At 63.2% G+C, this 13,892-nt stretch carries 14 protein-coding genes; 4 read left to right on the forward strand and 10 right to left on the reverse strand.

The window, feature by feature from the left end:
- Positions 1 to 179 precede the first annotated feature (179 nt).
- Positions 180 to 362 (forward strand): hypothetical protein, encoded by a 183-nt coding sequence (locus OSJ75_RS16810; RefSeq protein WP_250020302.1) that lies wholly within the window; start codon positions 180 to 182, stop codon positions 360 to 362.
- A 32-nt stretch (positions 363 to 394) separates the two neighbouring features.
- Here OSJ75_RS16810 and OSJ75_RS16815 read toward each other — a convergent pair whose 3' ends face one another.
- Together OSJ75_RS16815 and aztD are read right to left on the reverse strand one after the other, a co-directional pair.
- Complete coding sequence (locus tag OSJ75_RS16815; protein WP_267228828.1) at positions 395 to 796, reverse strand: RidA family protein; 402 nt, start codon at positions 794 to 796, stop codon at positions 395 to 397.
- A gap of 112 nt (positions 797 to 908) precedes the next feature.
- A complete protein-coding gene (aztD, locus tag OSJ75_RS16820) occupies positions 909 to 2,147 on the reverse strand; it encodes a zinc metallochaperone AztD (protein ID WP_267228829.1) in 1,239 nt (412 codons plus the stop codon).
- Between the two features lie 292 nt (positions 2,148 to 2,439).
- On the opposite strand from aztD, the gene OSJ75_RS16825 reads away from it, so the two are divergent.
- Complete coding sequence (locus tag OSJ75_RS16825) at positions 2,440 to 2,913, forward strand: VOC family protein (protein WP_250020313.1); 474 nt, start codon at positions 2,440 to 2,442, stop codon at positions 2,911 to 2,913.
- A 3-nt stretch (positions 2,914 to 2,916) separates the two neighbouring features.
- Here the strand turns inward: OSJ75_RS16825 and OSJ75_RS16830 are convergent, their stop codons facing one another.
- The 6 genes from OSJ75_RS16830 to OSJ75_RS16855 all read right to left on the reverse strand — a co-directional run bounded on the left by OSJ75_RS16830 (position 2,917) and on the right by OSJ75_RS16855 (position 9,621).
- The gene (locus OSJ75_RS16830) at positions 2,917 to 4,308 is read right to left on the reverse strand and encodes an aspartate ammonia-lyase (protein WP_267228830.1); all 1,392 of its coding nucleotides are present in this window, start codon (positions 4,306 to 4,308) and stop codon (positions 2,917 to 2,919) included.
- A gap of 11 nt (positions 4,309 to 4,319) precedes the next feature.
- Entirely contained in the window at positions 4,320 to 5,696 is a 1,377-nt protein-coding gene (locus OSJ75_RS16835) for a M20/M25/M40 family metallo-hydrolase (RefSeq protein WP_267228831.1), read from the reverse strand.
- 45 nt (positions 5,697 to 5,741) lie between these two features.
- Positions 5,742 to 6,518, reverse strand: a complete 777-nt coding sequence (locus tag OSJ75_RS16840; protein WP_267228832.1) for an amino acid ABC transporter ATP-binding protein — start codon at positions 6,516 to 6,518, stop codon at positions 5,742 to 5,744.
- Complete coding sequence (locus OSJ75_RS16845; protein WP_267228833.1) at positions 6,518 to 7,441, reverse strand: amino acid ABC transporter permease; 924 nt, start codon at positions 7,439 to 7,441, stop codon at positions 6,518 to 6,520. The genes OSJ75_RS16840 and OSJ75_RS16845 overlap by 1 nt, the downstream gene beginning before the upstream one ends.
- A 1-nt stretch (position 7,442) precedes the next feature.
- Positions 7,443 to 8,348: an ABC transporter substrate-binding protein gene (locus tag OSJ75_RS16850; RefSeq protein ID WP_267228834.1), complete on the reverse strand. Its 906-nt coding sequence runs from the start codon at positions 8,346 to 8,348 to the stop codon at positions 7,443 to 7,445.
- 76 nt (positions 8,349 to 8,424) lie between these two features.
- Positions 8,425 to 9,621, reverse strand: a complete 1,197-nt coding sequence (locus tag OSJ75_RS16855; protein ID WP_267228835.1) for a trans-sulfuration enzyme family protein — start codon at positions 9,619 to 9,621, stop codon at positions 8,425 to 8,427.
- Between the two features lie 102 nt (positions 9,622 to 9,723).
- Between OSJ75_RS16855 and OSJ75_RS16860 the strand changes: the two genes are divergently transcribed.
- Positions 9,724 to 10,608: a LysR substrate-binding domain-containing protein gene (locus OSJ75_RS16860; RefSeq protein WP_267228836.1), complete on the forward strand. Its 885-nt coding sequence runs from the start codon at positions 9,724 to 9,726 to the stop codon at positions 10,606 to 10,608.
- Positions 10,609 to 10,714: 106 nt separating this feature from the next.
- Here the strand turns inward: OSJ75_RS16860 and OSJ75_RS16865 are convergent, their stop codons facing one another.
- Both OSJ75_RS16865 and OSJ75_RS16870 read right to left on the reverse strand, forming a co-directional pair.
- Complete coding sequence (locus tag OSJ75_RS16865) at positions 10,715 to 11,158, reverse strand: SRPBCC family protein (protein WP_267228837.1); 444 nt, start codon at positions 11,156 to 11,158, stop codon at positions 10,715 to 10,717.
- A 197-nt stretch (positions 11,159 to 11,355) separates the two neighbouring features.
- Complete coding sequence (locus OSJ75_RS16870) at positions 11,356 to 11,526, reverse strand: hypothetical protein (RefSeq protein ID WP_267228838.1); 171 nt, start codon at positions 11,524 to 11,526, stop codon at positions 11,356 to 11,358.
- A 662-nt stretch (positions 11,527 to 12,188) separates the two neighbouring features.
- Here OSJ75_RS16870 and OSJ75_RS16875 point away from each other — a divergent pair.
- On the forward strand, positions 12,189 to 13,892 hold a 1,704-nt coding region (locus OSJ75_RS16875; RefSeq protein WP_267228839.1), incomplete at its 3' end, for a hypothetical protein.

Genomic DNA, 13,892 nt, shown 5'->3' on the forward strand with positions numbered 1-13,892 from the left:
GCCGACGAGCAGCCGAAGCGCGCCGCTCGTTGGTGCAACCCGCTGTCCGGGCGGGACGGACATGATCCTTTAGGCTTACTTGTGTTCACGAACAGTTGATCGTAAGCTGAGACGAATGTCGACCATCGGTCGTCAAGGCGACCTTCAGACGTCCGACCAACCCGGTGTTCAGGCAAGCAATGATCGAATTGGCCGCCATAAAACTGTTCATTCCCCTGCGCTGCGAGGAATGCGGCTATTGTCACGATACGATTCCGCTGGAAGATGCGCATGATTCCCCCGTTCACTGCCGGGAATGCGGCGCCTTCATGTGCGCGTGGGAGGATCTGGAACAGCGCCGCCTCGCCCGCACCGGCAGCTGAACACGGCTGCCGCGCGCGGGCCCGGCATGTCCTCAGGCCAGGATGGCGGTGACGCGGATTTCCACGCGCATCTGCGGCAGTCCCAGCGCCTCGACGCCGAGCTGCGTCCAGATGGGTGCATGATTCGGCATATATTGCCGGTAGAACTTGACCATCGCGGCGTTGACCTCGGGCGGGAAGCCGCCGACATGGTAGGAATTGACGTGGACGACGTCCTTCCAGCTCGCCCCGGCCGTCGCCAGCGTACGCTCGAGATTGCGGAATGCCTGGGCGATCTCCTCCTCCAGTGCCTCGGGAATGTTGAAATCGTCGTCCCAGCCGCCCTGGCCCGACGTTTCGACGCGATTGCCGATCTTTACCGCCTGCGAATAATGCAATTCCTTGCGTAGATAGTCGCCATAGCCGGGGGTGACGAAGAATTCAGGCTTTTCCATGGGATTTCCTCTTGAGCGATGGACCGGCAGCGCATGGCCGGATACATTTCCGCAGGCCCTATGTGGTGTCGCCCGCTGAAACTGCAATGCGCCGCGGCCCATGCGCGGGACATCAATGCGATGCGCCGGAACCGCCGACGGCGACGATCGAGAAGGGCTGGCCCTCGACGGCGATGCTGCGCACTTCCTTCAGGCTTTCCGCATCGACGATCCGGACCAGCGAATGGCGCGGATCGGTAATGGCGATATGCCCGTCAGCCGCAGCCAGCCGCGGTCGCGGATCGCGCCAATGGCCGTCCTTGCTATAGGGTTCGGTAACCCGCGCCTTGCGGACTATCTCGCCCTTGACCACGTCCAGCACATGCAGGTCGCCATCTTCCGTCAGTATATAGGCATTGCGCGGCGCCGCGGGATCGAGCAGGAAATCGACCCGCCGCGTCGGCAGTTCGACCAGCCGGAAATGCCGGTCGCTGTCCGGATCGATGAGAACGAGCTTGTCCTCGCCGTAATTGCCGAGGAAGAACTGCAGCGTCTTGCCGCCGAGCAGCGTGCCGGTATGGCCCTTCGGAAGCTCGGCGGGGTAGGGCAGCATCTCCAGCCTGGGACCGTTGGCACCGCCGCCCGGCCGGGCGATCAGCACGCCCTCCTTGCAGCCAAAGGCGACGAGCCGCGCCGATGTGGCCTCGCCATGCAGGTCGGTGCATTGTGCCGTCTCGCCGACCTGCTCGCCCTTGTCGTCGACGACGCGCAGGCCGATGCGCGGCGGCAGCGTGTCCGGCTTGGTCTCCACCTCGGTGTCCGGCGCCGAGACGAGGACGAAGCGCCCCATCGTCACCGCGACGCCATGATGCGGCTTGATGGTGCTGACGCTGCGCTTCTCGACCTTCCCGTCGAGAATGGCCGCTTCCTCGACGATTTCGGCCTTGTCGGCGTGATCGTAGAACAGGGCCAGCTGGTCGTCATGCGGCACGACATGGCCGGGGCGCTTGCCTTCGAAGGTGACGGGCAGCAGCGCCGGATCGGAAATTTCGAGGTCGCGATGCTCGCCATGATCGGTGAAATCGATGCCGGTCCTGATGGCGTGGATGATGTCGGCCTCGGTCTGCGCGGCATAGACCGTCCGGCCCGAAGCGCTCGCCGTCAGGGCGGCATAGGCCTTGATGTCATAGCGGCCGAGCTCCTTGCCGCTCTCGAAGTCGATGGCGCGCACGACCGGGCTGGTGTGATCGGCGACGAAAAGCCGCCAGGCTTCCCGGGTGGCGTGATCGTCCTCTGCAAAAGCGCCGGGCGCAAAGGCGAGGCTCGCCGCGACGGCAGCCAGCAAACGGTTTCGGGCGAGAGGCAGTTGCATCTGGTGTCCTTCCTTCAAGTTTCATCGCCGGCGAGCGCGACCCGCCCGCCGGTATGGATCGTTATAGTATTACGTCGGTTTAAACGTAATAACATTACTGACGCGCCCGGTGTCAATGCCGAATTGCCGGGGTGGTGGATTTGCCTGTGGAGGGGAGCGGTTGCAGATTGGCGGGCTGCACGAACGTTGCTGCGTGTTCGACAGGTTGAGGCCGAGGGGGACGCGACAAGGAGGTTGATCGCGCACGGCACTCTGGGCAGTATGGCGCCAGCAGGGAGGAACGGCGATGGCAATTGCAAAAAACACGATTTGCGTATGGTATGACAAGGAGGCGGAGGAGGCGGCGCGCTTCTACGCCGAGACTTTCCCGGACAGCGCGGTGACGGGGGTTCACCACGCTCCCACGGACTATCCGTCGGGCAAGAAGGGCGACGTGCTGACGGTAGAGTTCACCGTTGCGGGCATCCCCTGCCTCGGCCTCAATGGCGGCCCGGCATTCAAGCATAATCAGGCATTCTCGTTCCAGATCGCCACCGACGACCAGGAGGAGACGGACCGCTACTGGAATGCCATCGTCGACAATGGCGGGACTGCCAATGTGTGCGGCTGGTGCCAGGACAAATGGGGCATCTCGTGGCAGATCACCCCGCGCGTGCTGACCGAGGCGATGTTTGCCGGCGGCGACGAGGCAAGGCGCGCGTTCGAGGCGATGATGAAGATGGGCAAGATCGATGTCGCCGCCATCGAGGCGGCGCGCCGCGGCTGAGGCTCAAGGCTCCAGCTCGACGCTGGCGCGGATGGTGTCGAGGATTTCGGCGCTGGTCAGGAGGTTTTTCTCCACCGCCAGTTCGACGAAGGGCCGTTTCTGCGCTTGCGCTTCCTTCACCAGCCTGGAAACTTCGGCATAGCCGAGCTTGCCGGCGAAGAAGGTTGCGATCGCCGGGGATTGCATGAGGTTCCGACTGGTTTGCTCGCGGTCCACCTCGATGCCCGCCACGCAGCGTTCGGTGAATATGCGGATGGCGCGAAGCATGAGGTCGAGCGAGTCGAAGATGCGGGAGGCGATGGCCGGCTCGAAATGGTTGATCTCGAGCTGTCCCTGCAGGCAGGCCAGCGAAACCGTCATGTCGTTGCCGATCACCGCGATGGAGACCTGCTGCATCATCATCGGCAGGACGGGATTGACCTTGCCGGGCATGATCGACGAACCCGGCTGAACCGGCGGCAGCATCAATTCGCCAATGCCGCTTTCGGGGTCCGACGCCAGGATGGCGAGATCGGAGGCGATCTTGCCGAGAACCTCGGCGCAGACCCGCAAATCCGCCGAAATGCGCGAGAAAACGTCGGCATTCTGCATGGCGTCGAACATGTTCCCCGCCGGCTGGACTTCCTCGCCGACGATGGCCCGAAGACGCTCATAGACGCGGGCGCGGTAAGCCGGAACCGCCCCGAGGCCGGTGCCTATGGCGGTGCCGCCCAGCGGCAGGACGAGCAATTGACGCCGGGTTTCCGCCAGCCTGTCGGCCTGCCGGCGGATGCCGGCCGCATAGCCGCCGAATGCCTGGCCGAGCAGCATCGGCTGGCCCGCCTGCAGGCAGGTGCGGCCGACCCGCAGCACGTCCGGGAAGGTCTCGGCGCGCTCGGCGAAGGCGTCGGCGAGACCGCCCAGCGCCTGCAGCAGATCGTGGCTTTTGTCGAAGATCGCCAGTTTCAGCGCCGATGGAACGACGTCGTTCGTCGATTGCCCGGCATTGACATGATCATTGGGGTGGAGGCGGGAATAGGTGCCCGGCGCCTCGCCCATGAGTTGCAGGGCCCGGTTCGCCAGCACCTCGTTCATGTTCATGTTGATCGAGGTGCCGCCGGAACCTTCGAGCAGGTCGATGACGAAATACCCGGCGTGCGCGCCGCGCTCGACCTCGATGGCAGCCGCCGCGATCGCATCCGCCAGCGGCCGGGGGATGACGCCCAGATCGCGATTGGCCTGCGCAGCGGCCCGCTTGATCTGCGCCAGCGCCTTGACCAGCTGGGGGATGTGGCGGAGCTTCACCGCGGAGATGTCGAAGTTCTCCAGTCCGCGCAGCGTGGCAATGCCGTAGAGAGCGTTTGACGCCACCTGCCGCGTGCCCAGGCTGTCGGTCTCGGTTCGGGTCGCGGTCATCGGCGGTCGCCTCAATTTCCGCTCAGCTTCGCCAAGATGCGCACCCAGCTGCGGATGCCCTTGCGCAGCCGCTCCACATCATAGCGCTCATTGGGCGCGTGGATCGCATCATCGGCGAGGATGAAACCGGTGACGATGCAATCCACGCCGAGCCGGTCCGTCAGGAGTTCGACAAGCGGAATGGTTCCTCCCGTTCCCTTGAGCAGCGGCGGCTGGTTCCATTCCGTTTCGAGCGCGCCTGCGGTGGCGGCGACATGGGCACTGGCGTCGTTCACCGACACGGCGGCGGTTCCGCCACTGCCTTCGAATTCGGCGCGGCAGCCTGCGGGTAGCCTCGCTTCGACGAAGCTGCGGAACGCGGCGCGGATCTGCTCCGGGCGCTGCCGGCCGACGAGGCGGAACGATAGCCGCGCCGTGGCCGATCCGGGCAGGACCGAGCGCTCGCCCGGGCCCGTATTGCCGGCAACGAGGCCGTTGAAGTCGATGCCGGGGCGGCCCCACATCAGCTCTATCGTGCCCAAACCGCCTTCATCGGGCCCGCCCGCGATCGAAACGCCCGCCAGCGCTTCCTCGACATCGAGCGCCTGCCATTGCTGCCGCAGTGTCGACGGCACGGCGTCGACGCCTTCGTAGAAACCGTCAATGGTCACGCGCCCTTCATCGTCATGGATCGCGGCGAGGACCCTTGCCAGCACCCGCACCGGATTGACCGCGACATTGCCGAAATGGCCCGAATGGAGATCGCCGTTCGGCGCATGGATCGTGAGCTTCTCATGCACCAGGCCCTTCAGGCGCGTGGTGATCGCCGGTCTCGTCGCGGACCACATGTCGCTGTCGCAAATGAAGGCGACGTCGCAGCTGAGTTCGTCGCGATAGGCCTCGATGAAGTCCGGCAGGCTGGGCGAACCCGTCTCCTCCTCGCCTTCGAAGAGGAGGGTGGCATCGATGCGCAGGTCACCCACGGTTTTCCTCCATGCCCGAAACGCCTCGACGACGGACCAGACCTGGCTCTTGCTGTCCGAAGCGCCGCGCGCATAGATGCGCTGCAGGCCATCCTCGTCCCGGATATCGGCCTCGAATGGCGGCGTATCCCAGGCGTCGAGCGGTTCGGCGGGCTGGACATCGTAATGGCCGTAGAACAGCACTCGCGGACCGCTGCCCGAGCCCATGCGCGCCATGACCAGCGGATGGCCGGCCGTGGCGATCACCCGGACGTCGGTGCAAAGCTCGCCGAGCTCCGATTTCAGCCAGTCGGCGCAGGCGATTATGCCGGGCTTGCCGTCAGGCTGGCTGGAGACCGATGGAAAGGCCAGGAACTGCCGCAGCTTTTCGACCGAACCCGGCAGATTGGCATCCACATGGCCAAGAATTGCATCAAGTTCGCTCATGGCGTCTCCATCGGGATTGGTATGGCGTTCAGGCAAAGTCAGCTCCTAGAAGACCTTGGAGAGGAATGCCCGGGTACGGGCCTCGCTCGGATTCGAGAGCACCTCCTGCGGCCTGCCGCTTTCGACGATGGCGCCATTGTCCATGAACACCAGATGGTCGGCGACCTCGCGGGCGAAGCCGATTTCATGGGTGACCAGCATCATGGTCATTCCGGCGCGGGCGAGATCCTTGATGACGTCGAGAACTTCGCCCACGAGTTCCGGATCGAGCGCCGATGTCGGCTCGTCGAACAGCATGACTTCCGGGTCCATCGCCAGGGCGCGGGCAATGGCGACGCGCTGCTGCTGGCCGCCGGAAAGCTGGTTCGGATAGCGGTTGCCGAGCCCGCCGAGGCCGACGCGCTCCAGCAGTGCGTTGCCCTCTTCCTTCGCCAGCTTGCTCGGCCGTCCCTTGACGTGCACCGGTCCCTCGGTGACGTTCTGCAGCGCCGTCATGTGCGGAAACAGGTTGAAGCGCTGGAACACCATGCCGGTGCGGCGGCGCTGTTCGGCGATCTGGCGCGCCGAGAGCTGGTGCAGCCTGCCATCGATCTCCCTGTAACCCTGAAGCTCGCCATTGAGGCTTATCCGGCCGGCGGAGACGATCTCAAGCTGGTTTATGCAGCGCAGCAGGGTGGATTTTCCCGATCCCGAGGGACCGATGGCGACGCAGACCTCGCCCTTGCCGATGGTCAGGTCGACGCCGCACAGGGCGTGGAAGTCGCCATAGAACTTGTGCACGGCCTGGAGCTCGACCGTGGGTTTCAACGGGGTGCCATGCATCAGCGCGGCCCTCCCTTGACGGCGATGACATCATGGCCGCGCCCGAAATGACGTTCGAGATAATATTGGCCGACCATGAGCAGCGAGGTTATCGCCAGATACCACGTTGCGGCGACCAGCAGCAGCGGCACGGGCAGGTAGGTGCGGTTGGCTATGGCATTGGTGGCGAACATGAGGTCGAGCGTGAAGGGCACGGCGAGCACCAGCGAGGTCATTTTCAACATGCCGATGGTCTCGTTGCCGGTCGGCGGGATGATCGTCCGCATGGCCTGGGGGATCAGGATGCGCCGCCAGATCTTGGCCTGCGACATGCCGATGGCCTGCGCCGCCTCGGTCTGGCCGCGATCGATGGCGCGGAAGCCGGCGCGGAATATCTCCGCCAGATAGGCGCTTTCGTTGAAGCTCAGGCCGACGATGGCGGCGACCGCCGGAGTTACGATCAGGCGGCTGTCGATGCTGAAAAGTTCCGGGCCGAACGGCACGGCGAGCGAGATGCGCGGAAACAGCACGGCGAACAGGCCCCAGAATGCGAGCTGCGTATAGACCGGCGTGCCGCGGAAGAACCAGACCCAGAACCAGGCGACGCCGCCAAGGATGGGATTGCCGCTGTCGCGCATGATCACCAAGGCGAGCGCGAGCGGAATGGCGATGGCCATCGCGATGACGGTCAGCAGCAATGTCCATCCGACGCCGCGCAGGACAAAAGGCGAGAACAGGTGCTCCGCATAGGTAGCCCAATGGAAATTGGGATTGGTGGCGACGCCATGCGCCGCCTGGATGCAGATGACGAGGATGAGCGCCACCGCCACCCAGCGTCCCGGATGCCGCCTCGGCACCACCTCGTTGCGGACGAAATCATGCGGCTTCCCGCCCTTGTCCAGTTGTCCGCCCTTGCCCGCCAGTTCGATGCTGGTCCCGCTCACATCAATGCTCCGATGCAGGATTGATATGGGCCCTGTCGACGGCAACGGCGCGCATGCCCCAGGCATCGAGGATCGCCGTATAGGTTCCATCCTCGATCAGCACGTTGAGCGTGTCGGCGATGAGCTTGGCGAGTTCCGTATCCTTCTTGGCAAAGGCCAGGCCATTGAGGCCCCTGACATTGAGCGCCGCGCCGACCGGCCGCACGGTTTCCAGCGTTCCCTTGGAGATGAAGGCGGCATAGAGCGCCGTCGCGCTGCCGGTTACGGTCGCAGCCGCACCGCCGGTGGCGACGCGGGTAACGGCCTCGGTCTGGGTCTTGAACGGCAGCAGGACGAGCTTGGCCTTGCCGGCATCCGTGCATTCCTTGTCGACGATGCCGAGGCGCTCCTCGTGGCGGCTGCCGCTCTGCACGGCGATCTGCCGGCCGCATATGTCGTTCGGGTCGAAACCGGTCGGATTGCCCGCCTTGATGATCCATTCATTGCCGGTCTCGGCATAGGAGACGAAATCGACGACCTTCTTGCGTTCTTCCGTGATCGAGAAGGCGGAAAGGCCGAGATCGTAATTGGTGCCGAGCGATGGCAGGATCGTGGTGAACTGCGCCGTCCGCGATTCATATTTGAGCCCGAGCTTGGCGGCGATGGCCTTGCCGATGTCGATGTCGATCCCTTCCGGCGTCTGGCCGTCTTCGCCCGCCAGATATTCCCACGGCGCATAGTCATTGTCCGACCCGCCGACGAGCACGCCCGCCTTGCGGATGTCCTCGGGCACCCGCGCGGCGAGTTCCTCGCTGATCTTTACGCCGGAAGTATCATAGCCGAGCGCCACGGCATGGCCGGCAGGGCCGGTGGCGGCCATGAAGGCAGCCAGAGACGTCGCTTTTATCCAATTGCTGATGTTGCGCATGTTCGTTCCCCTTTGTTATCCGTCGCCCGTTCCCGCAGGCGATCGCCGATATGCTCAATGCCCGGCCCGCAAGCCGTCATGCCACCTCCGCCTTCGCCGTGCTGGTCGCAGCCGGTTCGAGGGCCTTAAAAAACCGTTCCAGGTCGGCCAGTATGTCGGCCGGATGTTCGAGCCCGACGCTGAGCCGCAGCAGATGATCCGGCCCCGTCCATGGCCGCGCGGTGCGCAGGCTCCTGATCGAGGTCGGCGCGATCAGGCTCTTCGTGCCGCCCCAGGAGGCGCCGATGGAGATCAGCTCGAGCGCATCCAGCGCATTTCCGGCGCCGGCGCTCACGGAATCGATAAGCGAGAATGTCAGCACGCCGCAGGAGCCGGCGAAATCGCGCTTCCAGATGTCATGGCCGGGGCTGCCGGGCACGGCGGGAAACAGCACTTCTTCCACCAGCGGATGCTGCACCAGCCAGTCGACGATCGTGCCGGCCGAGGCTGCCGCCCGGTTGAGGCGCACGGGCAGGGTTTCGATGCCGCGCAGCACCAGCGCGCAATCATCCGGCGATACGCCGATGCCGATGCGGCCGAACGCTGCCTTGAGCTTGTAGCCCAGCGCTTCGTCGGCGACGGTCACCGACCCCATGAGAATATCCGAATGGCCGCTGAAATGCTTGCTGAGCGCTTCGACGACGATATCCGCGCCATGGTCGATCGGCCTGAAGTTCAACGGCGTCGCCCAGGTATTGTCGCAACCGACCAGGATGTCTTTTCCTCGCGCCAGAGCCACGATGGCCGGCAAATCCTGCACCTCCATGGTGACGGAGCCCGGCGATTCCACCCAGATCATGCGCGTCCGCTCGTCGACAAGCGCTGCAAGCGCACCGAGATCGCAGGGATCGTAGAAAACCGCCTCGATGCCGAGAGCGGCGAGTTCGTGCCGGGCGAAATCGCGCACCGGCCCATAGGCCGTGTCGGGGATCAGCACCCCGTCGCCGGAATGGAGCAGCGCCAGGAAGGTGCTGGTGATGGCCGCCTGTCCCGATGGCGCCAGCACGGTGCGCACGCCGCCTTCGAGCTCGGTGATCTTGTATTCGAGATAGCGGTGGGTGGGCGTGCCGTAGAGCCCGTAGACATAGCTGTCCGCATCCCGTTCGAAGCGCGCCGTGAAGGAAGCCGCATCGGGATAACGGATCGTGGAAGCCCGGTAGACCGGCACCGTCAGGCTGTCATAACCCTCAAGGCTGACCTCCGCCCGGCTGACATATTTGGTTTCGTCCCGCATTCTTTCGCATCTCCAGAAGGTGACGCATGTTGACATGCGGGCGGCAATTCAGTCCAATACTAAGATAGCGCCAATCTATTCCATTCAGTTATAGGTACCGCCATGGATGTCAGGCAGATCGAGACCTATCAGGCGGTCATGACCTATGGCACCACGTCGCGCGCGGCGGAAGCGCTCGGCATGTCCCAGCCGGCGGTCAGCAAGGCGATCATGACGCTGGAGCGTTCGATAGGGTTCAAGCTCTTCGACCGGGAAAAGGGCCGCATGACGCCCTCGGCGGAGGGGCAGCTGTTTTTCCGCGAGGTCCAGACGTCGCTGGCCGGCCTCGCCAAGCTCAGGAGCGCCGCGGCGAGGATTCGCGATTATGGCTCGGGCGATATCCGCATCGCCTGCCTCTCGGCCTTCAGCACCAATCTCGTCCCCGGCGCCATCGCCCGCTTCCGCAGGAAACATCCCGGCATCGCCGTTTCCCTCGCGGTGAGCGGATCGTCGATCATCCGCGACATGGTCGCCGCCAACCAGCTCGACATCGCCGTCACCGCCGACGAGATCGATACCAGCGGCGTCGAGGCCGAGCCATTCGCGACGATCGCGGCGGTCCTCGCCATGCCGGCCGGGCACCCGCTTGCCGCAAGGCAGGTCATTACCCCGGCCGACCTCGACCGGCTGCCCTTTGTTGCGCTTGCGCCGGAGGATACGACGCGGCACGAGGCCGAGGCGATTTTCCTCGCCCATGGCGTCGCGCCGCAGATCGTCGTCGAGACGGCCTATTCCTCGACCATCTGCGCGCTGGTGCTCGCCGGCGTCGGTTGCGGCATCGTCGATCCGGTCACGGCGACCGGATATCTGGAGCGCGGCCTTGTATTGCGCCCGATGCGCCCCTCGGTCAGCTTCCGCACGCTGATGCTGTTCCCGACGCAGAAGCGCTCGCGGATCGTGCTCGACATGGCGGATGCCTTGCGCGCGGAGCAGGCCACGCTGCAATGAACTTGCGAATCCCGGACGGGAATTCGGCTGGGCAATTCAGGCAAGGTGATGGCCGGGCGAACCTTTTCCCGCCCGGGCGCCTCTCCTGCCCACCCGTTTCATCGGCCTATTCGTTGATCTCCGGTTCGACGAGCCGGGCGAGGTTGCGCAGCGATTCCTGCCAGCCGAGGTAGCAGGCTTCCGCCGGAATGACATCCGGCACGCCTTCCTGGGTGATGTTCACATCCGTCCCGACCGAGACCTTCTTCAGGAGCACGGTCACCTGTATCTCGCCCGGCAGGTTCGGATCGTCGAACCTGTCCGTATAGCGCAGGCGCTCGCCCGGGACGAGTTCGAGGAATTCGCCGCCGAACGAATGGCTGTTGCCGGTGGTGAAATTGCGGAACGACATCTTGAACGCGCCGCCGACGCTGGCCTCGAAACTGTGGACGGTGCAGGTGAAACCGTGCGGCGGCAGCCATTTGGCCAGCGCATCGGCTTCGGTGAAGGCCCGGTAGAGCTTTTCGGGGCTGGTCGCAAAGACGCGGTGCAGGCGTATCGTACTTGGCATGGTCATTGTCCTTCTGTCTCGTGCTGTCGATAAGCCAAGGACGGGCGGGGATTCGGATTTCCGACAATGCCGGGTGATTTTTTTACATGATTGAGCAGCAGGCCCCACCGAATCACCGCCCTGCCAATCTCTACCCCCTCATGCTGAGCCCCCCCCATGCCGAGCCCACCCCCCTCATGCTGAGCCCCACACCCCCCTCATGCTGAGCCTGCCGAAGCACGCGGTACATTATTGCAATCCTTTTTTCCCATCGAGTTCACCTGGTGCAGGATTTTTCGAGCGTGGGTTGAAATGTCGCAGCGGTCATGAATCGGATCGCGCAACGGCAATTTTCCGGCCCGGCAGCGCTCGATGGCGAGATGCAGCAACCTCAACTATCCTCCGCATGGCACAAAGAATAATTGCATATTGTTGCTTGAATATATTGCAAAGTGCTGGTTTGCAGCAAGAAGCGGACGCCGCAACTATTGCGGCTCGACACCTGAAATCCGGCGCACTTCGGAGTCGCCACCCGCTGACGTCATTCAGCAACACCGGTCCGAATGCGCCCATGGCAGCGGTACAATCCTGCATCTCCGCCGGATTCTTTTCCACAATGCTACGAACGTCGAAGAGACAAGCGCTTTTTCATCGCGTAGAAGCGAACCATATTGCCAATATACCTATTGCGGGGGGAATCCGACCACCATTGCGGTCACGATGCCCTCTGGCTGCCCATAAGCCGGATCTCGATGTTTGAACTTCGGCCCTTAGTTTTAGAACCGGAGAACTGTTTTTTACTTCACCAGTAATGCCGGGTGCGCCCCGAATATTCTGCGTCCCAGAATATTGGTGCCCCGGAATAATGACGGCGCCAAAACATTGGCGCCAATGAATGAATCCCTGCCTCATTTGAGCAAGACGCTGCGGACATCCGGGTCGGATGCCTCCGGCCGCAGGTAAGGAATGCCGGACTCCGCTTTGGCGCGGTCCATCTACGGGAAAACCAGCGCCGGCGGCCGCGATTCAGGCAGCAGGATGCGCATGTCTGATGAAAATATTTTCTGCGATTTCAAGGGATGAATTGATGTCTTCGAAAGTTGTATTGCCGCATTCCAATATTGTTTCGCGTTCTGCTCGCCGCCGCCTGATGGCTTTGCTGCGCTGTGCCTGCCTTATGCTTGGCCCGCGCCGCAAAAGACTGGGCCTTGGTCTCGCTGCCGGCCGCTGTTTGCTTGCCGCAACGCTGCTCGTTGCAGCGCCGGTCATCGTCATGCCTGTCGATATGGCATTGGCGGAGGACCCGGTTGGGCCAGAGTGGATTGAACGCGATAGCGGCAATAGCAGCGTCTATTCGAGGTGGCACACGCTTGTAGGTGGGCTTTATACCCGCAAAGACAAGTATGTGAACAATGTTCTTGTTTCCCGAGATTACTTCGATCAAAACAGGAACATATGCAGGGAAGAGTTCGATCCCAAAGGCAACTTAATTTTGAGATTGTCCGGTCCAAGTTCCGCCCACCCCTCGTTTGAAAAGCGGGAAGACATCGATCCTGTCACGAAGCGCGTCACCACCAGACGTACCGATTTGCGCGATGGTGTCTATCAGAAGAAGGAGGATCTGGATTCCAATGAGGCCGTGATCGCAGAATGGACCAGCCTGGTAGACCGCCACTACACCCGGAAAGACACCTTTGTGGACGGCAAACTGTCTAGCCATGAATTGCTGGACAAAGGAGTCGTGACGTCTCGATATTCAAAAATGGTCGGTGGCAAGTGGACCGAACTAGAACTCTACACAAATAAGGTGCTGACCAAGATCACGAAACGCGTCAACGACAAGGATGTGATCGAGTTCACCGACGTTGTCGACGGCCAACCCAAATCCGTGGTGTTCAGGACGGATGATGGTACGTTTATCGCCGAGGGCAGGCGTGATGCCATTGGTGCCTGGACCGACAAATGGATCGACGAAAAGGGCAATCCGCTGCCGGACTCGGTCCGTCCGTTGCTGGCCGGCCTTGCTCCCAGGGCGGAGCCCTCCGAACGGGCGGCGTTGAGCGCGTTCCTCGCTGAGGCGATCCCGGCCGAAGCTGCCTTGGAAGCCGCCGAGCTCGAACTGCGCAAGGCGTTTAAGGCCTACAAGACGGGGGACGATGCCGGCCTTGACGGGCTCAGGACGGCCCGCGATAAGTTGAAAGAACAGGTCGACAACCGATCGAAGCATTGGAAGAAGCTTGTCGGCATAGCGACAGACAAGGGCGCGTCGAAGGTTGCCGTTTCGGCAATCGAGAAGGAAGGCGAGCGGCCGGATACCGAGCGCGATGTTCTGCTGGCAGATGCCGACAATTCTCTCACGCTGGGCGAAGAGGTCGTCAAGACGCTCGAAGCGGCCAAGGATTCGGCCGAGGCTGCGGTCGTTGCGGCAAAGGCGATAAACGAGCCAGGCGCCGGCAAGCGTGATATCGCCGCCCTTGAGGCGCAGGTGAAGACATTCACCGACGCGAAGACGACGGCGGACACGGACCGGAAGGCATACAGCGAGGCCATGACCGCTGCCGGCAAGACCAAGGACGCCGTCAAGGCGGCATTGGGAAAGCTGTCCGGGCCGGATGCGACGGCGGACACTGCCCTCGAGGGTCTCAAAACGACGATTGCCGACAGGAAGCTGGCGGAAGAAGGCACGCCGGCGCAGATCGCCGCACTGTCGGACGCCACCCGCGAGCGGGTCAATCCGTATCTGACGCCGGAGAAG

The organism is Phyllobacterium sp. 0TCS1.6A (assembly GCF_026420825.1).
Lineage (GTDB): Bacteria > Pseudomonadota > Alphaproteobacteria > Rhizobiales > Rhizobiaceae > Phyllobacterium.

Coding starts and splice junctions, on each gene's coding strand:
- OSJ75_RS16810 (WP_250020302.1), top strand. CDS start 180: ATGATCGAATTGGCCGCCATAAAACTGTTCATTCCCCTGCGCTGCGAG.
- OSJ75_RS16815 (WP_267228828.1), bottom strand. CDS start 796: ATGGAAAAGCCTGAATTCTTCGTCACCCCCGGCTATGGCGACTATCTA.
- aztD (WP_267228829.1), bottom strand. CDS start 2,147: ATGCAACTGCCTCTCGCCCGAAACCGTTTGCTGGCTGCCGTCGCGGCG.
- OSJ75_RS16830 (WP_267228830.1), bottom strand. CDS start 4,308: ATGACCGCGACCCGAACCGAGACCGACAGCCTGGGCACGCGGCAGGTG.
- OSJ75_RS16835 (WP_267228831.1), bottom strand. CDS start 5,696: ATGAGCGAACTTGATGCAATTCTTGGCCATGTGGATGCCAATCTGCCG.
- OSJ75_RS16840 (WP_267228832.1), bottom strand. CDS start 6,518: ATGCATGGCACCCCGTTGAAACCCACGGTCGAGCTCCAGGCCGTGCAC.
- OSJ75_RS16850 (WP_267228834.1), bottom strand. CDS start 8,348: ATGCGCAACATCAGCAATTGGATAAAAGCGACGTCTCTGGCTGCCTTC.
- OSJ75_RS16855 (WP_267228835.1), bottom strand. CDS start 9,621: ATGCGGGACGAAACCAAATATGTCAGCCGGGCGGAGGTCAGCCTTGAG.
- OSJ75_RS16860 (WP_267228836.1), top strand. CDS start 9,724: ATGGATGTCAGGCAGATCGAGACCTATCAGGCGGTCATGACCTATGGC.
- OSJ75_RS16865 (WP_267228837.1), bottom strand. CDS start 11,158: ATGCCAAGTACGATACGCCTGCACCGCGTCTTTGCGACCAGCCCCGAA.